This window comes from Mycobacterium sp. E3339, assembly GCF_001666915.1.
Lineage (GTDB): Bacteria > Actinomycetota > Actinomycetes > Mycobacteriales > Mycobacteriaceae > Mycobacterium.
This window is the reverse complement of sequence record NZ_LZIZ01000060.1, coordinates 23,822-41,540: the sequence shown is the minus strand read 5'-3', so window position 1 is coordinate 41,540 and position 17,719 is coordinate 23,822. Positions and strand designations below refer to the sequence as shown.

Below are 17,719 nucleotides of genomic sequence, written 5' to 3'. Positions count from 1 at the left end.
ACCTGGGTCACGGCCTGCCCTCCGCGCGCAGCATCGGCAGCCAGACCCGCGCGGCGTACGCGCCCAGCCGATTGTCTTCGCCGTCGCATTCCTCGCCCGGCCGCACGGGCCGCATCAGGTCGGCCAACCGGGTGTTCTTGCCCCAGGCCCGCAGGTGGGTGGGCTCCTCGCGCTCCCACTTCCACCGATGCTCCGCCTCGCGCAGCGGATCGTCACCGCAGTGCCGCGCGGCCGCCCACGCGTAGGACGTCTTGACGGGCAACGGAATCGGCTCCCGACGCCCGGCGTCGTAGATGGCCACCAGCTCGCGCAGCGCCGCCGCGGCGTCGTCGTGCGGCCGTCCCAGCGCCTCCACCCGCGGGGCGGTGCCCCGCTTGCGGCGGCCGATGCACACCGCCGACCAGTCGCGGCCGGGGTCGTGAGCGGTCAACGCCAGCAACGGAATCCACGACTCGAGCAGGTGCCTGCCGTCCAGCCTGGAGTAGGTCACCGACACCAGCCGCTCCCCGTACACCGGGGACACGGTGCCCGTGAGCCGCCGCCCCCCGCCGAGATCGATGTCGACGTCGTACGCGCGCGCATCGGCCCGGCGGTGCTCCCGCGCGGCGGCCGCCAACAGGGCGGCCTGATCGCGGATCTCGGTCGCCGCGCGCCATCCCAGTTGGCCCGGCGGCAGCGTGCCCCGCCGCCACTCGGCCTGCCGGGCGTCGTCCGGGGCCCAGCCCCGCAGCATGTCGCCCAGCATCCGGTCGCCGACCGTCCACTCCTCGAGCCCGTCGAGGTCGACCGGCATGGCGTCCTGCACGCCGTCTACATCCCGCGGCAGCGTGAACTCCAGGGCGCGAAAGAAACCCTTGACCGGGTCCTTGAAGAAGGCGACGAGGTCGGCGACGATGACGTCGTCCGCGGGTGGGGGCGGCAGCGGCCCGGAAATGAACTTGGGCGCATTCCGACGCTCGCCCGAGGCCACGCGCGCCGCCCGCAGCACCGTCGGGTCGAAGCTGAACGGGACCTCTGGCACCAGCCTGCCCGGGATGACGTTGCGAACGTCGAACGGCTGCAACGGATGCGCGACGACCACGCGGTCGCGCACCTTGCCCATCGTGGTGATGTCCAGGGTGTCCAGCAGCTCGGCCAGCGGCACCGCCGGTGGGCGCGCCTGGCCCGAGTACTCGTTGGCGCCGGTATAGGTGACCACCAGCTTCTCGGTGGCCGCGCCGATGGCGTCGAGCAGCAATTGCCGGTCCTCGGAACGGATGTCGCGATCGCCGGTCATCGGGTCACGGGCCAGCGCGTCGTCGCCGTCGACGACGCCGAGCCGAGGGAACACCCCGTCGTCGAGGCCCACCAGGCACACCACCCGGTGTGGCACCGAGCGCATCGGGACCATGGTGCACACCGTCAGGGTGCCCGTGCGGAAGTTGGCCCGCGTCGGACGCCCGGCGAGGCGGCCGTCCAGGAGGGCCCGGATGTCGGGCAGCCGCAACACCGTATCGGCCCGCGCCCCCGCGTCGGCCAGGGTGGCAGCGAATTCCCGTTGCAGCTGGCCGGCCTGCCACGAATCGGCGTCGTCGACTTGCGTCAACAGGTCGATGCCGCCGGCCAGCGCGGCCAGCCAGTCGCGCAACGGCCGCGCGCCCGTCAGTGAGTCGACCACCCGCTGCAGCCGGGCCACGAATTCGGCGAACTTGCCGGCCAATTGGACGCGGTTGCTGCTGACGTCGTCGAGGGGCAGCGTCGCGTCGATCCAGGCGTGCGAGTCGTCGGACATCGCGACGCCGGCCAGCACCCGGTCGATGCCGAAACGCCAAGTGTTGTGCACGAAGTCGACGTGGTAGGGCCGCCGGTGCTCCTGATCGAATCCCCACCGGATGTTGGCCTGCCGGACCCAGCGGGTGATGGCCTCCAGGTCGTCGTCGGTGAAACCGAACCGGGCGCGCACCGGCGCCGCCTCGGCGAAGTCGAGCACCTCGCTGGCGGTCGCCCGGCTGCCCGCCAGCGCCAGCAACTGCGAGGCGATCCCGAGCAGCGGATTGGTTTGCAGCGGAGAGCGATCCGCGAGCCGCACGCGCAACCGGTGCGCGGGATGCGCGCCGTGCACGACGTCGCCGAGCCCGAAGTCGGCGACGATCAGCGGCGCGTACGTCTCGATGTCCGGACACATCACCAGGATGTCGCGCGGCTCGAGGGTCGGGTCGTCCTGCAGCAGGCCGAGCAGCACCTCGCGCAGCACGTCGACCTGGCGCGCCGGCCCGTGGCAGTTGTGCACCTGCACGGAACGGTCGGTGGCGGCGAGGTTACGGCCTTGGGGCCGAACGGCATTGGCGGCGATGTCGGACTGGAGCCAGCCGAGCAGGGTGTCGGGGCGGTCCGGGCCGGGCAGGTATTCGTCGGTCTGCGGGTCGGCGGGCAGGCCGCGTTGCAGTTCGCGCAGGTCGCGTCCGAGCGTCGCCAGCAGCGGATGATCCACGCCGCGGTGGCTGGTGTCGAGTCGGCGGGGGATCGCGCCGCGGGTGTCGGCCAGCGCGCGCCACAGCTGGTCGCTGGGATGCGGCAGCCACAGGTGCAGGTCGTGCCGGGCGGACACCGCGTCTAGCAGCTCAATGTCGGTGCGCGCCAACCGGGTGTGTCCGAACAGCGACAGCCGCTCGGGAAGGCCGGTGCGGCCCTCGCGCAGCCGGGCCACGGCCGCCTGATGCCGGATGTGCGGGGGATCGGCGGGCACAGCGGCCACCAGGGCCCGCCAGAGCTCCGGCTGCCAGGCCAGGTCGGGGTCGAGGTCACCGGTGTCGCCGGCGAGCCAGTCGGCGAGGAGCCGCGGACGCTGCCTGGCGTACGAGGCGAACAGGCCGGCCAGCCGGCGCGCCACCGCGTAGCGGCGTCCGAGGCGCAGCTCGGCCTCCGTCTCCGTCGGCGCGAAGTGGCCCAAATGTGTTGCCAGGGTGCGACACCACGGCTCGTCCAGCGAGCAGTCGATGGCCCGCAGCAACGGCCAGGCCATCGCGTCGGCCGACCATGGGTCCTCGTCGGCCGTGCCGGTGAGCTCCGCGATCAGGGAGCCGGGGCTGCGGAACGCCACCCCGGCGCACACCCCGTCGTCGCCGCGGCCGCGGCCGAGCACGTGCGACAACCGCTGACTGAGCCAGCGCTCCACGCCGCGCGCCGGCACCAGCACCAGCTCCTCCGCGAACGGGTCGGTCGGCGGGTTGGCCAGCAGGGCGCCCAGGCCGTCGGCAAGGAGGTCGGTGCGCTCGGCACGGTGGAGATGAAGCGACATCGCGGTGCCACGATAGCCCCGGCCACCGACAGGAGTGGCTGGTTGGGCCTACTTGGCCAGCGTGAACTGGTTGACGTCGATGTAGCCGTCGCGGAAGGCGTTGGCGCAACCCGTCAGGTACCGCATGTAGCGCTGGTAGACCTCTTCGGACTGGATCGCGACCGCCTCGCTGTGGTGCGCCTCCAACGCCGCGGCCCAGAGGTCGAGCGTGCGAGCGTAGTGCAGCTGCAGCGACTGCCTGCGGGCCAGGTTGAAACCCATCTTCGACGCGTGGAACTCGACCATCTCGATCGGTGGCAGCTGGCCACCCGGGAAGATTTCGGAGGCGATGAATTCGTTGAAGCTGGTCTGCTCTTCGGTCATCGGCAGGCCCCGTTCGACGATCTGCTCCGGGGGCAGCATGGTGATCGTGTGCAGCAGCATCACCCCGTCGTCGGGCAGGAGGCTGTAGGCCCGCTGGAAGAAATCGTCGTAGCGGTCATAGCCGAAGTGCTCGAACGCGCCGATGGAGACGATCCGGTCGACGGGCTCGTCGAACTGTTCCCAGCCCTGCAGCAGGACCCGCCTGCGGTGCGTGGTGTTCATCGCGTCGAACATCTTCTGCACGTGCGCGGCCTGATGCTGGGACAGCGTCAACCCGACCACGTCCACGTCGAATTTCTCGATCGCGCGCCGCATCGTGCCGCCCCAGCCGCAGCCGACATCCAGCAACGTCATGCCGGGCCGCAGGCCCAGTTTTCCGAGCGACAGGTCCATCTTGCGCAGCTGCGCCTCTTCGAGGGGGATGTCGCGCATCCGGTCGAAGTAGGCGCAGCTGTAGGTCATCGTGGGGTCGAGGAACAGCCGAAAGAAATCGTCGGACAGGTCGTAGTGCGCCTGGACATCCTCGAAATGCGGCGTCAGGTTTTCGGTCATGCCGGCAAATGCGCCTTCCTGAATCGGGGCCATTCAGCTGGTACACGAGTGGGCGGCGCAGCTGGTTCACCATGGCTTCCCGCAACTGCCGGAATGAAAACTCGAGCGGGCACATCCGGGGAATTCGGACGACCATACCCCCGTTGACAGCGAAATTGGCCGAAAAGCTACAGGAGGACGCGCGCATGGAGGCTTGGGACGCGATCCGCGCCCGCCGCAATGTCCGGCAGTACACGCCGGATCCGGTTTCCGAGGACGACCTGAACCGCATCGCCGAGGCCGGCTGGCGCGCGCCGTCGGCGAAGAACCGGCAACCCTGGGACTTCGTGATCGTCACCGACCGCGGCCGGCTGCGGGAGCTGTCGACGGTCTGGCAGGGCGCCGGGCACATCGCCGGCGCGGCGGCCGCGATCGCGATCGTCGTGCCCGTCCCGCCCGACGAGCGCCGGGTGATCACCGACAACTACGACGTTGGGCAAGCCACGATGGCGATGATGATCGCGGCGACGGACCTCGGCATCGGCACCGGGCATTCGTCGGTGGGCGACCAGGCACGGGCGCGGGCCATCCTGGGCGTCCCGGAGGACCGGCTGGTCGCCTTCCTGCTCGGCCTCGGGTACCCGGCCGACCGCCCCCTCGCTCCGATCCGCAAGCCGAACCGGCGGCCCTTCTCCGAGGTCGTGCACCACGGTCGGTGGTGACCGCAGCCGTCGTAAGCTCGTTGCCGTGCACGACCACCGCGGTGACTACGGAATAGACGGGTCGTTTCACACCATTTCGGCGCGCGGGCAGGTGATGGGCATCGCCGTCCAAACCGCCGCCCTGGCCGGGTGGTCCGCGATCAGCTGGGCGCGCGGCAAGCGGGTGACCGCGGCCCTCGCGGCGAGTTCGGCCCTCGGAATCGCTTCGAGCGCAGCCCTTTACGCGTACGCGACGCGGGCGGGCAAGTTTGTGGTCTGGGACCGGATACTCGACGATCTCGGGTTGACCGGCGCCGAAACGGTGCTCGACCTCGGCTGCGGCCGCGGCGCGGTGCTGATCGCGGCGGCCAAGCGGTTGCCGGCGGGCCGCGCTATCGGCGTCGACCTGTGGCGCGCCGACCAGACGGACAACTCCCCCGACGCCACGATGGCCAATGCGGCGCTGGAAAACGTCGCCGACCGCATCGAGGTGCGCACCGGCGACATGACCGCCCTGCCGTTCGCCGACGGCAGTGTCGACGTGATCGTCAGCAACCTGGCCATCCACAACATTCCGACGCGCGCGGGCCGGCGCAAGGCTCTCGACGAAGCGGTGCGGGTGCTGCGCCCGGGCGGCCGGCTGGCCGTCGCGGACCTGTGGGAGACCCGCCGGCACGCCGCGCACCTGCGGGAGCTGGGTTGGCGAAACGTGCGGCGGCGCAACCTTGGGTGGCGGATGTACTACGGCGGTCCGTGGTTTTCCACGCGCCTGGTCACCGCGACGAAGCCCCGGTGAGGCCGCGCGTGCATGCTGGGGTCCATGAACAGACATGAGATCACCGAGCAGATCGTGCTGGCGCGGCTTCGGCTCGGCCTGACCTGGCAGCAGCTGGCGGACGCGATCGGCCGGCCGGTGTTGTGGACCACCTCGGCGCTGCTGGGCCAGCACCCCATCCCGCCTGAGCTGGCAACGATTCTCGTCGAGAAGCTGGGGCTGGACGACTCGGTGGTCGGTGTGCTGGCCGCGCCGCCCCTGCGCGGCGGTTTGCCCACCGCCGTGCCGACGGACCCCACCATCTACCGGTTCTACGAGGCGCTGCAGGTCTACGGCGGCGCCATCAAGGAGCTGATTCACGAGCAGTTCGGCGACGGCATCATGAGCGCCATCAACTTCAGCGTCGACCTGCAGAAGAAATCGCATCCGTCGGGCGATCGCGTGGTGGTGACCCTGGACGGGAAATTCCTTCCCTACCAATGGGTGTCGGCGGAATAGCCGGCGCCCGCCAGCCCAGCTGACCGGTGCAAGGGGTTCCGGGGAGCGGGGTGAAGTGACGGCACGCCGCGCGCGTGTCACACTGGCGACGAGGAGGCGAAGGGAACGCGGTGGCGGCTAGCGGCGGCCACCGCGTTCGCCGTTCTAGTCCACCAATACCTGCGGTGAGAGCTCCCTACAGCCCGAATTCGGCCTCGATGCCGTCGATCCCGGCGCGAATGGCCTTCAGCGCGTCGGCGCGGGCGCGCAATTTCGTTGCGGCGTGGGCATGTTGGTGCAGACCAGCGAATTCGCGCGCGGCCTCCTCGGCGCGGCTCACCACCATCTCCGGCAGCACGATCTCGTCGACGAAGCCGGCGGCCAGCGCGGTCTCACCGAAGAACGTCTTCGCGAGTCCGGCGGCCTGCTGGTACGCCGACTGCGTCAGCCGCAGCTTCATGATCTCCAGCGCCGCGTACGGGATGACCATGCCGATCGCCACCTCGTTGGCCTGAATGTTGTAGGCGTGCGCGGCCACCCGGTGGTCGCCGGACGACAGCAGGAACGCCCCCATCGCGATGGCGTGGCCGGTGCAGGCCATCACCACCGGCTTGGGGTGGGACAACAGCCGGTACGACAGCTCGAAGCCGCCCCGCAGCATGTCGATCGCCGGCTGCGCCTCGCCGGAGGTGAGGATCTTCAGGTCGAACCCGCCGCTGAACACCCGCTCGTTCCCGGTGATCACCAGCGCCCCGGCGTTGTCCGCCTCGGCCCGGTCGATCGCCTCGCCCAGGGCCTGCTGCATCGTGGGTCCCAGGGCGTTGACCTTGCCGTCGTCCATCCGGATGACCGCGATGGAATCCTTGAGGCTGTAGTGGACCGGGCCGCTCATCGGTTGCTGGCTCCTTGCCGTCACGCGTGCTGATTGTGGTGTTTGCCGAGGTCGTCCTCGGCCTCACTCCAGCGCAGGCTGACATCGGTGGGGTCGTCGAGCTGGCGGGTGCGCCACCGGTCCTGCGTTTCCCGCACGGCACCGTTGATCCGTTCGATCTCGCTGCGGAACACCTCGGGACGAGTTTCCTTGCTCGCGTAGTGGAAGTAGGTGAGCAGGCCGCGCAGCAGCTCCAGCTTCTGCTTCTCCCGCTTCGCCAGGTCGTGGGTGGTCAGCAGCTCGATGCGCTGGACGGGGGGCAGCGAGTCCCAGTCCAGCACCACCTCGGTTTCCAGCGGGAGGCGTTCGCGCTCCCAGAACCGCCGACCGCGCTTGGGCTCCGGGGTGTCGAAGTAGCGGATGGTGCCGGTGAAGCGGGACTCGATCCCGCTGCCGATCTCGGCGCGGTCGAGCGCCGAATCCCACACCATGCGCCACTCCTGGCCCGGGGCCAGCACCGGCAACGCGCGGGGGAGCCGCAGCTCGACGACGTCGGCGTAGCCGTCGGTGGCGTTCTCGTATTCGGCGACCGTCGGCGGGTTCATGAAGGAGAACGTGATGTCGTAGGCCGCCCTCTGGCCGAAGTTCCTGACCACCAACTCGATCACGTGCCAGTCGGCGGGATGCGGTTCCATGAACATCGCGACCTGCGGCCGGGTCTGCTCAGCGGCGAGCCGACGATTGCGGGTGATCTGCCGGTTGGTGAAGATCAAGGTGATGGCCGCGAGCGCGATCGCCGCCCACGCCGCCCACGCGATCCAGGTGCTGGACCCGACGTTGGTGATTCCGTGCCAGCTGTCCTGGATCCACCCCATGGAATCCACCCTCCGCTTATATCACAGGCCGGTTGCCGCTTCGATTCGGTCGGCGGCCTCAGCCGCCCATCAACATTCGCCATTGGGCGAGGTCACGGGCCCGATAGACGTAGTTGGAACGCTTGACTTCCGACAGCGCCGCGCTGGGATCCGCCGAGTACCAGTGCCCGGGGAACACGGTCGGGTCGCCGGGCAATGTCGCGAGTTGCTGCAGGCTACGGTACATCTCGTCGGAGTCGCCGCCGGGAAAGTCGGTGCGGCCGCAGCCCTCCAGGAACAACGTGTCGCCGGCGACGAGGCGGCCGTCGAGCAGGAAGCACTGGCTGCCGGGCGTGTGACCCGGGGTGTGCAGCAGCTCGATCTCGATGTCGCCGATGCTGACCTTGTCGTGGTTCTCGTGGGGCGTGAGGTCCCCGAGGCCGATCCCGGTGACGCGCGAGACCCATTGCGCCTCAAGGGCATTGACGTGCACCGGCACAGCTTTGCGCTCCAGTAGATCGGCCAGGCCCTGCAGCGAGAAGCCCATCATCGATCCGCCCACGTGGTCTGGGTGGTGGTGGGTCACCAGCACGCCGGACAGGTGCATGCCGTCGGCCTCGAGCGCGTCGAGGAGATCACCGGCCGCGTACGCGGGGTCGACCACCACGCAGTCGCCCGATTGGCGGTCCCCGATCAGGTAGGCGAAGTTGCGCATCTGGGTCGCGAACATGTCGCCGGCGGCGAAGTCGCGCCCGGAGAGCAGTTGCCGAAAGTACAGCCGGTCTGTTGACACGTGATCAGCCTAGGACCCGCCCTTCGACGGCCCGCAGCGCCGCCGCGAAGTTTGCCGAACACCCCCCGCGAGCAGCGATTGGCCGCCGGTGGCATGGGTATTGTTGGCGCATGAGGAAGAAGGTCGAAATCGAGATCGACGTCGATCTCATTGACGAGGCGATCCGCCGCTTCCATCTGGCCGACGCCCGCGAGGCCGTCAACCTCGGGTTGCGCACGCTGCTCGCCGAAGCCGATGCCGATGAATCGAACGAGGTGTACGACGAATTCAGCGACCTCAGCGCCTGGCAGCTGCGTCGCGGCGGCGGCGGCGACGCTCCCTAAAGCCCGTTTGGTCCGGTTGTGGGCCAGGTTGTACCCTCTTTTAGGCCCGCGGCACTGCCGATTCGGGTGAACGGCCCCCTTAGCTCAGTCGGTAGAGCGTTTCCATGGTAAGGAAAAGGTCAACGGTTCGATTCCGTTAGGGGGCTCGGCGGACGCCGAGCAGGCGTGGCGGCCCCGACCCCTGGGGTGGTCAGAGGCGATGTAGCTCAGTCGGTTAGAGCGAACGACTCATAATCGTTAGGTCGCCGGTTCGAGTCCGGCCATCGCTACAACACAACAACGCGCGGCGAGAGCCCCGCGAGAAGGAACCGAGAGAGAACCGTCATGGCTTCCAGTACCGATGTACGGCCGAAGATCACCTTGGCCTGTGAGGTGTGCAAGCACCGCAACTACATCACCAAGAAGAACCGCCGGAACGACCCGGACCGCATGGAGCTGAAGAAGTTCTGCCCGAACTGCGGCAAGCACCAGGCGCATCGAGAGACGCGCTAGCGGGAACCTGCGACCGATTATTCGTCACTGACTAGGTAGATTTTAGAGCCGTGCCGTTAAGCGAGAGCATCGTCGGGATGCACTACCGCTATCCCGACCACTACGTCGTGGAGCGGGAGAAGATCCGCGAGTACGCGGTCGCCGTGCAGAACGACGACGCCTTTTATCTCGAGGAGAAGGCGGCGGCCGACCTGGGCTACGGGAGCCTGCTCGCGCCGCTGACGTTCATCTGCGTGTTCGGCTACCAGGCGCAGACGGCGTTCTTCGCGCACGCGAACGTCGCCGTCCAGGACGCGAAGATCGTGCAGGTCGACCAGGTGCTGAAGTTCATGGCGCCGATCGTGGCGGGCGACAGGCTGTACTGCGACGTCTACGTCGACTCGATGCGGGTTTCGCACGGCACCCAGATCATCGTGACCAAGAACATCGTCACCAACCAAGCCGGTGACGTCGTGCAGGAGACCTACACGACCCTGGCGGGCCGTGCCGGTGAGGATGGAGAAGAGGGATTTTCTGATGCCACTGCGTGAGTTCAGCTCGGTGAAGGTGGGCGACCAGCTTCCCGAGAAGACCTACCCGCTGACCCGGCAGGACCTGGTGAATTATGCGGGTGTCTCGGGTGACCTGAACCCGATTCACTGGGATGACGAGATGGCCAAGGTCGTCGGGCTGGACACCGCGATCGCGCACGGCATGCTGACCATGGGCATCGGCGGCGGGTACGTCACCTCGTGGATCGGTGACCCCGGCGCGGTCACCGAGTACAACGTGCGGTTCACCGCGGTAGTCCCGGTCCCCAACGACGGCAAGGGCGCCGAGCTGGTCTTCAGCGGCCGGGTGAAGTCCGTCGACCCGGAAACCAAGTCCGTGACCATTGCGCTCACGGCGACCACCGGCGGCAAGAAGATCTTCGGCAGGGCCATCGCGTCCGCGATTCTCGCGTAGCCCATGGCGCTCAAGACCGACATCCGGGGAATGATCTGGCGGTACCCGGACTACTTCGTGGTGGGGCGTGAGCAGCTTCGGCAGTTCGCGCAGGCCATCAAGAACCGCCACCCCGCCCATTTCGACGAAGACGCGGCCGCCGAACTGGGTCACGACGCGATCGTGGCGCCGCTGACCTATGCGACCATCTTCGCCAAGCTGGTCCAGCTGGATTTCTTCCGGCACGTCGACATCGGCATGGAAACCCTGGTGATCGTCCAGGTCGACCAGCGGTTCGTGTTCTCCAAGCCGATCAAGGCCGGCGACAAGCTCTGGGCGCGGATGGACATCCACTCGGTGGACGAGCGGTTCGGCGCCGACATCGTCGTCACCAAGAACACCTGCACGAACGAGCGGGGCGAGGTGGTCTTGCAGTCCTACACCACGCTGATGAGCCAGTACGCCGACCAGTCGGCGAACCTCAAATGGGACCCGGAGTCCGGCCAGGTCATGAGAACGGCGTAATTAGTATCTGACTCGCGCGTCGATGTACACTCGGACCTCGGGGTTTTCCCAGCATTAGCGCGCTTTCCGGGATTCGAGCAATCGGGGAGCGCGCGTCATGTAAGCCCCGGTAGGTAAGCGCAGGTTGGCCTGCCAACCGCGAAGGGGCGTAGCTCAACTGGCAGAGCAGCGGTCTCCAAAACCGCAGGTTGCAGGTTCAAGTCCTGTCGCCCCTGCTGACTTGAAAGTCGTGCCATGGTGGACACTGGAATAGTGGCCTTCACCACCGGGACGGCCCGCGGGACACGAGCAAACTTAAGGAGCATGCGGTGAGCGACGAAGGCGAAGCTGCCAACGACGCCACAAGCGACGGCGCTGACAGGGAGGACGACCGCGCGAGTGGCGGCCGGACCGCTGTGGTGACGCGGCCGCAGCGCCCCAGCGGCAAACGATCCCGGCAGCGGGCGGCCGATGCCGGCGACGACGCCGACGTAGAATCGGCGGGCGAGGTCGAGGCCGCCAAGGAGGACAAGACCGCCAAGGGCGGCAAAGCCAAGAAGGCCAAAAAGCCCAAGAAGCCCGGGGACCGTTCGGCCAACCCGTTCGTGTTCGTCTTCAACTACCTCAAGCAGGTGGTTGCGGAGATGCGGAAGGTCATCTGGCCCAACCGCAAGCAGATGCTCACGTACACGTCGGTGGTGCTGGCGTTCCTGGCCTTCATGGTGGCGCTGGTCGGCCTCGCGGATTTCGGCCTCACCAAGCTTGTGCTGCTGGTGTTCGGCTGAGCGAGAAGATAGAGAGGACTAAACCGTGACTACCTTCGACGGTGACACGTCCGCGGGTGAAGCGGTCGACGTAGAAGAGCGCGCCGAGGACACCGAGGCCCAGGAGACGACCGAAGAAGCCACTTCGGCCGAGGCGCCCGAGGAGTCGGCCGAAGAGGTCGACCCGGCGGCCGCGCTCAAGGCGGAGCTGCGCAGCAAGCCCGGTGACTGGTACGTCATCCACTCCTACGCGGGCTACGAGAACAAGGTGAAAGCCAACCTCGAGACGCGCGTGCAGAACCTGGACGTCGGCGACTACATCTTCCAGGTCGAGGTGCCCACCGAAGAGGTCACCGAGATCAAGAACGGTCAGCGCAAGCAGGTCAACCGCAAGGTGCTGCCCGGCTACATCCTGGTGCGCATGGACCTGACCGACGACTCGTGGGCCGCGGTGCGCAACACGCCGGGCGTCACCGGGTTCGTCGGGGCGACATCGCGACCGTCGGCGCTGACGCTGGACGACGTGGTCAAGTTCCTGCTGCCGCGGGGCGCGGCCAAGAAGGCCGCCAAGGGCGCCGCCACCACCGCGGCCGCCGCCGAGGCCGGCGGGCTGGAGCGCCCGACCGTCGAGGTCGACTACGAGGTCGGCGAATCGGTGACGGTCATGGACGGGCCGTTCGCCACGCTGCCGGCGACCATCAGCGAGGTCAACGGCGAACAGCAGAAGCTCAAGGTGCTGGTGTCGATCTTCGGCCGGGAGACGCCGGTGGAGTTGACGTTCAGCCAAGTCTCCAAGATCTAACCGGGCGATCAAGCCCAGTCACGGAAGGAATACCGAACACTCATGGCCCCGAAGAAGAAAGTCGTTGGGCTGATCAAGCTGCAAATCCAGGCCGGCCAGGCCAACCCCGCGCCGCCGGTCGGACCCGCGCTCGGCCAGCACGGCGTCAACATCATGGAGTTCTGCAAGGCCTACAACGCGGCCACGGAGAACCAGCGCGGTCAGGTCATCCCGGTGGAGATCACGGTCTACGAGGACCGCAGCTTCACCTTCACGCTCAAGACGCCGCCCGCGGCGAAGCTGCTGCTGAAGGCGGCCGGCGTGGGCAAGGGCTCGGCCGAGCCGCACAAGACCAAGGTCGCCAAGGTCACCTGGGACCAGGTCAAGGAGATCGCCGAAACCAAGAAGACCGATCTCAACGCGAACGACATCGACGCGGCCGCCAAGATCATCGCCGGCACCGCCCGGTCGATGGGGATCACCGTCGAATAGGCGGGCATAGTCCGACCCCGTGGGAGGGCCAGCTTCGGCCCGCCGACCACGACCCAATACCAGATTGGATGAATCAATGAGCAAGAACAGCAAGGCATACCGCGCGGCCGCCGAGAAGGTGGACCGCAACAACCTGTACAGCCCGCTGGAGGCGGCCAAGCTCGCCAAGGAGACGGCGTCGGCCAAGCAGGACGCGACGGTCGAGGTGGCGATCCGGCTCGGCGTCGACCCGCGCAAGGCCGACCAGATGGTGCGCGGCACCGTCAACCTGCCGCACGGCACGGGCAAGACGGCCCGCGTCGCGGTGTTCGCGGTGGGCGACAAGGCCGAGCAGGCGCAGGCCGCCGGCGCCGACATCGTCGGCAGCGACGACCTGATCGAGAAGATCCAGGGCGGCTTCCTGGACTTCGACGCCGCGATCGCGACGCCCGACCAGATGGCCAAGGTCGGCCGCATCGCCCGCGTGCTGGGCCCGCGCGGCCTGATGCCCAACCCCAAGACGGGCACCGTGACCCCGGACGTGGCCAAGGCCGTCGCCGACATCAAGGGCGGCAAGATCAACTTCCGCATCGACAAGCAGGCCAACCTGCACTTCGTGATCGGCAAGGCGTCCTTCGACGAGAAGGCCCTCGCCGAGAACTACGGCGCCGCGCTTGATGAGGTGTTGCGGCTCAAGCCGTCCGCCTCGAAGGGCCGCTACCTGAAGAAGATCACCGTGTCGACGACCACGGGCCCGGGCATCCCGGTAGACCCGTCCGTCACGCGCAACTTCGCGGAGGCCTGAGGCCTAGCCGTCGCACTCGGCGATGCGGCGCCGCAGGAACTCGCGGCCCGGCTCGGAGCCGTTGAGCGCCAACGCCTTTCGATACCAGGAGGCGGCGTCGGCCGGCCTGCCCGCGCGCCGCAGTAGGTCGGCGCGCACGGTCGCGTGCAGGTTCGAGTGGCTCAACCGGGGGTCGTGCGCCACCTCGTCGAGGGCGGCCAGCCCCGCGTCGGGGCCGTCGCGAAGGCCGACGGCCAGCGCGCGGTTGGCGCGCACCACCGGCGAGTCGGTGACCCGCAGCAGCCGGTCGTAGGCCGCGCAGATGGTGGCCCAGTCGGTCTGCTCCCAGGACGGCGCCGTCGCGTGCAGCGCGGCGATCACCGCCTGCGGCAGATAGGGGCCCGTCGACCCCTCGGCCCGGCGGAGCCGATCCAGCCCCCGGGCGATGCGGCCGCGGTCCCACCGGCGGCGGTCCTGTTCCTCCAGCGGCACCAGCATCCCGCTGTCGTCGACGCGGGTGGCCCGCCGCGAATCGTGCAGCAGCATCAGGGCGGCCAGCGCGTGCGCCTCGGGCTCCTGCGGCATCAGCGCGCACAGCTCACCGGCCAGCCGGATCCCCTCGTCGCACAGCTCGTCGCGAATCGCCGACGGGCCCGCCGTGGACCAATAGCCCTCGGTGAACACCGAGTAGATGCAGGCCAGCACGTGCGGGGTGCGTTCGGGCAGCAGCTCGGCCGGCGGCACCCGCAGCGGGATGTTGGCGTGCCGAACCTTGTTCTTGGCGCGCGTGATTCGCTGGCCGATCGCCGCCTCGGTCTGCAGCAGCGCGCGGGCGATCTCGGTGACGGTCAGCCCCGACACCAGCCGCAGGGTGAGCGCCAGCTGTGACGGGCGGTCCAGGGCGGGGTGCGCGCAGGTGAACATCATCCGCAGCTCGTCGTCGGGGACGGGGGACGGATCGGTGTGATCGGTGCGGGCCCGAATCTCGTCAACCACGGCCGCCAATTCCTTTCCTGGGCGGGCGGATTCGCGGCGCAGCCGGTCGCGGGCGCGGTTGCGGGCCACGGTCACCAGCCAGCCCCCGGGATTGGCCGGCATGCCGTCGCGGCCCCAGCTGCGCAGCGCCTCGGCGCAGGCCTCCTGGACGGCGTCCTCCGCGATGGTGAGGTCGCCGGACCACCGCGCGAGCGCGGCGACCGCGGGTCCCCACTCCTGCCGAAAGACGCCGTCCAGGTTGGGCATTCGCGACGGTTAGAGCGCGGAGAGGCCGGCCAGTTGCCGCACCTGCACGGTCGAAGCTGGGATCATCGACGCCAGCTTGACGGCCTCGTCGCGATCCGCGGCGCCGAGCAGGTAGACGCCGGTGGCGATCTCGGCGCCCTCCACGTAGGGCCCGTCGGTGATCAGGACCTCGCCGTCGCGCACCCGCACCGTCGTCGCGGTGGTCCGGTCGTGCAACGCGGCGCCGCCCAGGATGTGGTCGCCCGCGGCCGCGTGAAGTTCGGCGTGGCGGGCCGCCACGGCCTCCCATTCCGGGGTGCCGGGCGTGTGGGCCGACGCGGGGGGTTCCAGCAGCAGCGCCAGCCAGTCGTTTCCGGTGAGCCGGCGGGTCGGCTCGATCGCGTGGACCACCGGCCACAACTCGACGGCCCCGACCTGGGCCAGCGGGACGTCGCGCGCCAGCGCGATCGCCTCGTCCAGGTTTTCGGCCTCGAATACGTAGTAGCCGCAAGCCACCTCGGCGGATTCGGCGAACGGGCCGTCGGTGACCGTCGGCGCGTCCGGGCCGCCGGTGATGACCGCCGCGGCGGCGGCCGGCGCCAGCGCGTCGCCCGCCTTGATCGCCGACCCGGCGTTGGCGTGGAAGTTCTGCCACGCCGCCATCGTGGCGGCCGGGTCGTCGGGCGTGCGGTCTTGCTCCCTGCTGATCAATAAGGCGAAGTACTGCATGGTGTCGTCACCTCCGGGTAGTGAGCGAAGCCCCGTGCTCCACTCTCTACCTATCCGACGAACGACGCAGCCCCAATCCGACAGGCGCGGACTTCTAGGCGGCGGCCCCCGGCTTGAGGTAGGTCACCAGGCTGACGTCAAGCGCCTCGTCGGTGAAGTAGTGCTCGCACCCGCGCAGGTACTTGATATAGCGGTTGTAGACCTCTTCGGAGGTGACCTCGATGGCCTTGTCCTTGTTGGCCTCGAGGTTGTCGCCCCAGATGTGCAGCGTCTTGATGTAATGCGGCCGCAGTGAAAGCGGTTCGGGCACAACGAAACCCGCCTTCTCGCCATGGTCGACCATCATCTGGGTGGACGGCAGCCGGCCGCCCGGGAAGATCTCGGTGATGATGAACTTGATGAACCGGGCCGTCTCGAAGGTCAGCTTCTTGCCGCGGGCGGCCAGGTCATACGGGTGGTAGCTGACGCTGCTCTGCACGGTCATCCGGCCGTCTTCGGGCATGATGTCGAACGTCCGCTTGAAGAAGTCGTCGTAGTTCTCGTGCCCGAAGTGCTCGAAGGCCTCGATCGACACGATCCGGTCGACCGGCTCGTTGAAGTCCTCCCAGTTCTGCAGGCGGACCTCCCGCGAACGGTCGGTGTCGATCGACGCCAGCAGCTGCTCGCAGCGGGCGTGCTGGTTCTTCGACAGGGTCAGGCCGATCACGTTGACGTCGAACCGCTCGACGGCGCGCTTCATGGTGGTGCCCCAGCCGCAGCCGATGTCCAGCAGGGTCATGCCCGGCTTGAGGTCCAGCTTGTCCAGGTTCAGGTCGATCTTGGCGTACTGCGCCTCTTCCAGCGTCATGTCATCGCGCTCGAAGTAGGCGCAGCTGTAGATCCTGGTCGGGTCCTGGAACAAGGCGAAGAAGTCGTCGGAGACGTCGTAGTGCGCCTGAATGTCTTCGGGAGCCGTCCGTATCTTCGTGGGGCTAGCCGGTTGATCAGCCATTTTCGTCTTGTTCTCCTGGATGAAGTTCACTGCTTACTGCCCACGCACGTGCTCGGGGTGTGACGTGCAACGATACCGAAGTCTACGTTTGCAGCGTGAATCGCCTGGCCGTCGGCGCGGGGCGTGGCGAACCCGGGCCGGCTGGGAGCTACTTGGTGAGCGTGTACTGGGCGACGTTAGAGATGCCCTTGCGGAAGAGCTCGGCGCACCCCGTCAGATAACGCATGAAGCGGTTGTAGACCTCTTCGGACTGAATGGCGATCGCGCGTTCCCGATTGGCCTCCAGATTGGCCGCCCACGTGTCCAGGGTCCGCGCGTAATGCGGCCGCAGGTATTCGATCTGCTCGATCGCGAAACCGCTGGCTTGCGCGTAATCGACGATATCGGTCTCGCCGCACATCTGGCCGCCGGGAAAGATTTCCTTCCCGAGGAAATGGAAGAAACGCAGATCCGACATGGTGATCGGGATGCCGCGCTCTTTCCACTGCGACTGCGGGTAGGTGAAGATGCTGTGCATCATCATCCGGCTGTCGTCGGGCAGCGTCTTGTAGGCCCAATCCCAAAACGCGGGCCAGCGTTCCTTTTTGAACGCGTCGAAGGCCTCGAAGCTCATGATCCGGTCGACCTGCTCGTCGAACTCCTCCCAGCCCTGCAGCCGGGCCTCGACGCGGCGCGTCGTTCCGATGGCCTCCAGCCGTGCCTTGGTGCGCGCGTAGTGGTTTCGGCTGAGCGTGATTCCGATGACGTTCACGTCGTACTTCTCGACCGCTCGGACCACGGCCCCGCCCCAGCCGCACCCGACGTCGAGCAACGTCATGCCCGGCTCGAGCTTCAGCTTCTCCAGCCCCAGATCCAGCTTGGCCAGCTGCGCCTCTTCCAGCGTCATGTCGTCGTTCTTGAAATAGGCGCAGGTGTAGACCATGTTGGGGTCGAGGAACAGCGCGAAGAAGTCGTCTGAAATGTCGTAGGTCGCCTGCGACTCTTCGTAATACGGCTTCAGCTTTGCCATCGGGTAGACCCACCTCCTTGGACAACCGTACAACTTGGCGACGCGGACTGAGATGGCAGGGGAAGCGTTTCGTCCGAGTGATTT

At 68.0% G+C, this 17,719-nt stretch carries 21 protein-coding genes and 4 tRNA genes; 15 read left to right on the top strand and 10 right to left on the bottom strand.

Translation table 11 applies throughout. The features are described 5' to 3' along the window. Window positions 1–7: 7 nt before the first annotated feature. Both recC and A5702_RS05310 read right to left on the bottom strand, forming a co-directional pair. Window positions 8–3,277, bottom strand: coding sequence for an exodeoxyribonuclease V subunit gamma (gene recC, locus A5702_RS05315; RefSeq protein WP_068218814.1), 3,270 nt, complete (start codon window positions 3,275–3,277; stop codon window positions 8–10). 48 nt (window positions 3,278–3,325) lie between these two features. Further along, the gene (locus tag A5702_RS05310) at window positions 3,326–4,192 is read right to left on the bottom strand and encodes a cyclopropane mycolic acid synthase family methyltransferase (protein ID WP_055401264.1); all 867 of its coding nucleotides are present in this window, start codon (window positions 4,190–4,192) and stop codon (window positions 3,326–3,328) included. Between the two features lie 185 nt (window positions 4,193–4,377). On the opposite strand from A5702_RS05310, the gene A5702_RS05305 reads away from it, so the two are divergent. Genes A5702_RS05305 through cynS form a run of 3 tightly spaced genes read left to right on the top strand, consistent with a single transcriptional unit; the run spans window position 4,378 to window position 6,145 of the window. Further along, on the top strand, window positions 4,378–4,893 hold the full coding sequence (locus A5702_RS05305) for a nitroreductase family protein (protein WP_055401202.1): 516 nt from the start codon (window positions 4,378–4,380) through the stop codon (window positions 4,891–4,893). Between the two features lie 25 nt (window positions 4,894–4,918). Next, complete coding sequence (locus A5702_RS05300; protein ID WP_068218811.1) at window positions 4,919–5,668, top strand: class I SAM-dependent methyltransferase; 750 nt, start codon at window positions 4,919–4,921, stop codon at window positions 5,666–5,668. 12 nt (window positions 5,669–5,680) lie between these two features. After that, window positions 5,681–6,145 (top strand): cyanase, encoded by a 465-nt coding sequence (gene cynS / locus A5702_RS05295; RefSeq protein ID WP_055401206.1) that lies wholly within the window; start codon window positions 5,681–5,683, stop codon window positions 6,143–6,145. 175 nt (window positions 6,146–6,320) lie between these two features. Here cynS and A5702_RS05290 read toward each other — a convergent pair whose 3' ends face one another. The 4 genes from A5702_RS05290 to A5702_RS05280 form a co-directional block, all read right to left on the bottom strand. Then, window positions 6,321–7,016 carry a crotonase/enoyl-CoA hydratase family protein gene (locus A5702_RS05290; RefSeq protein ID WP_055401208.1) on the bottom strand — a complete coding sequence of 232 codons (696 nt, stop codon included), beginning with the start codon at window positions 7,014–7,016 and terminating at the stop codon, window positions 6,321–6,323. 20 nt (window positions 7,017–7,036) lie between these two features. Then, entirely contained in the window at window positions 7,037–7,339 is a 303-nt protein-coding gene (locus A5702_RS26190) for a hypothetical protein (protein ID WP_156349472.1), read from the bottom strand. A 77-nt stretch (window positions 7,340–7,416) separates the two neighbouring features. Continuing rightward, window positions 7,417–7,517 (bottom strand) — tRNA-Glu (locus A5702_RS26185). Between the two features lie 411 nt (window positions 7,518–7,928). Further along, window positions 7,929–8,642: an MBL fold metallo-hydrolase gene (locus tag A5702_RS05280; RefSeq protein ID WP_068218808.1), complete on the bottom strand. Its 714-nt coding sequence runs from the start codon at window positions 8,640–8,642 to the stop codon at window positions 7,929–7,931. Window positions 8,643–8,752: 110 nt separating this feature from the next. Between A5702_RS05280 and A5702_RS05275 the strand changes: the two genes are divergently transcribed. The 12 genes from A5702_RS05275 (at window position 8,753) to rplA (ending at window position 13,706) form a co-directional block, all read left to right on the top strand. Continuing rightward, entirely contained in the window at window positions 8,753–8,965 is a 213-nt protein-coding gene (locus A5702_RS05275) for a type II toxin-antitoxin system VapB family antitoxin (protein WP_055401212.1), read from the top strand. Window positions 8,966–9,038: 73 nt separating this feature from the next. Beyond that, window positions 9,039–9,111, top strand: a tRNA-Thr gene (locus A5702_RS05270). Between the two features lie 49 nt (window positions 9,112–9,160). Continuing rightward, window positions 9,161–9,234: transfer RNA gene (locus tag A5702_RS05265), tRNA-Met, on the top strand. 55 nt (window positions 9,235–9,289) lie between these two features. Further along, window positions 9,290–9,457 carry a 50S ribosomal protein L33 gene (gene rpmG, locus A5702_RS05260; RefSeq protein ID WP_007167776.1) on the top strand — a complete coding sequence of 56 codons (168 nt, stop codon included), beginning with the start codon at window positions 9,290–9,292 and terminating at the stop codon, window positions 9,455–9,457. A gap of 50 nt (window positions 9,458–9,507) precedes the next feature. Then, a complete protein-coding gene (gene hadA, locus A5702_RS05255) occupies window positions 9,508–9,987 on the top strand; it encodes a (3R)-hydroxyacyl-ACP dehydratase subunit HadA (RefSeq protein WP_055401214.1) in 480 nt (159 codons plus the stop codon). Next, window positions 9,974–10,402 carry a (3R)-hydroxyacyl-ACP dehydratase subunit HadB gene (gene hadB / locus A5702_RS05250; protein WP_055401216.1) on the top strand — a complete coding sequence of 143 codons (429 nt, stop codon included), beginning with the start codon at window positions 9,974–9,976 and terminating at the stop codon, window positions 10,400–10,402. Before hadA ends, hadB begins: the two co-directional genes overlap by 14 nt. Before the next feature lie 3 nt (window positions 10,403–10,405). Continuing rightward, window positions 10,406–10,906, top strand: coding sequence for a (3R)-hydroxyacyl-ACP dehydratase subunit HadC (gene hadC, locus A5702_RS05245; RefSeq protein WP_055401218.1), 501 nt, complete (start codon window positions 10,406–10,408; stop codon window positions 10,904–10,906). A 142-nt stretch (window positions 10,907–11,048) separates the two neighbouring features. Further along, a tRNA-Trp gene (locus tag A5702_RS05240) sits at window positions 11,049–11,121 on the top strand. Between the two features lie 93 nt (window positions 11,122–11,214). Beyond that, a complete protein-coding gene (gene secE, locus A5702_RS05235) occupies window positions 11,215–11,670 on the top strand; it encodes a preprotein translocase subunit SecE (protein WP_055401220.1) in 456 nt (151 codons plus the stop codon). Between the two features lie 25 nt (window positions 11,671–11,695). Continuing rightward, the gene (gene nusG / locus A5702_RS05230) at window positions 11,696–12,451 is read left to right on the top strand and encodes a transcription termination/antitermination protein NusG (RefSeq protein ID WP_055401222.1); all 756 of its coding nucleotides are present in this window, start codon (window positions 11,696–11,698) and stop codon (window positions 12,449–12,451) included. Window positions 12,452–12,493: 42 nt separating this feature from the next. Then, window positions 12,494–12,922: a 50S ribosomal protein L11 gene (gene rplK, locus A5702_RS05225; RefSeq protein ID WP_055401224.1), complete on the top strand. Its 429-nt coding sequence runs from the start codon at window positions 12,494–12,496 to the stop codon at window positions 12,920–12,922. A 76-nt stretch (window positions 12,923–12,998) separates the two neighbouring features. Next, window positions 12,999–13,706: a 50S ribosomal protein L1 gene (gene rplA, locus A5702_RS05220; protein WP_007167783.1), complete on the top strand. Its 708-nt coding sequence runs from the start codon at window positions 12,999–13,001 to the stop codon at window positions 13,704–13,706. A 3-nt stretch (window positions 13,707–13,709) separates the two neighbouring features. Here the strand turns inward: rplA and A5702_RS05215 are convergent, their stop codons facing one another. From A5702_RS05215 to A5702_RS05200, 4 genes are all read right to left on the bottom strand, one after another. Then, a complete protein-coding gene (locus A5702_RS05215) occupies window positions 13,710–14,927 on the bottom strand; it encodes an RNA polymerase sigma factor (protein ID WP_068218805.1) in 1,218 nt (405 codons plus the stop codon). A gap of 9 nt (window positions 14,928–14,936) precedes the next feature. Then, the gene (locus A5702_RS05210) at window positions 14,937–15,635 is read right to left on the bottom strand and encodes a YciI family protein (protein ID WP_067821839.1); all 699 of its coding nucleotides are present in this window, start codon (window positions 15,633–15,635) and stop codon (window positions 14,937–14,939) included. Window positions 15,636–15,729: 94 nt separating this feature from the next. Then, window positions 15,730–16,626: a hydroxymycolate synthase MmaA4 gene (gene mmaA4 / locus A5702_RS05205; protein WP_055401268.1), complete on the bottom strand. Its 897-nt coding sequence runs from the start codon at window positions 16,624–16,626 to the stop codon at window positions 15,730–15,732. A gap of 148 nt (window positions 16,627–16,774) precedes the next feature. Then, window positions 16,775–17,635, bottom strand: coding sequence for a cyclopropane mycolic acid synthase family methyltransferase (locus tag A5702_RS05200; protein WP_067821841.1), 861 nt, complete (start codon window positions 17,633–17,635; stop codon window positions 16,775–16,777). Window positions 17,636–17,719: the final 84 nt, after the last annotated feature.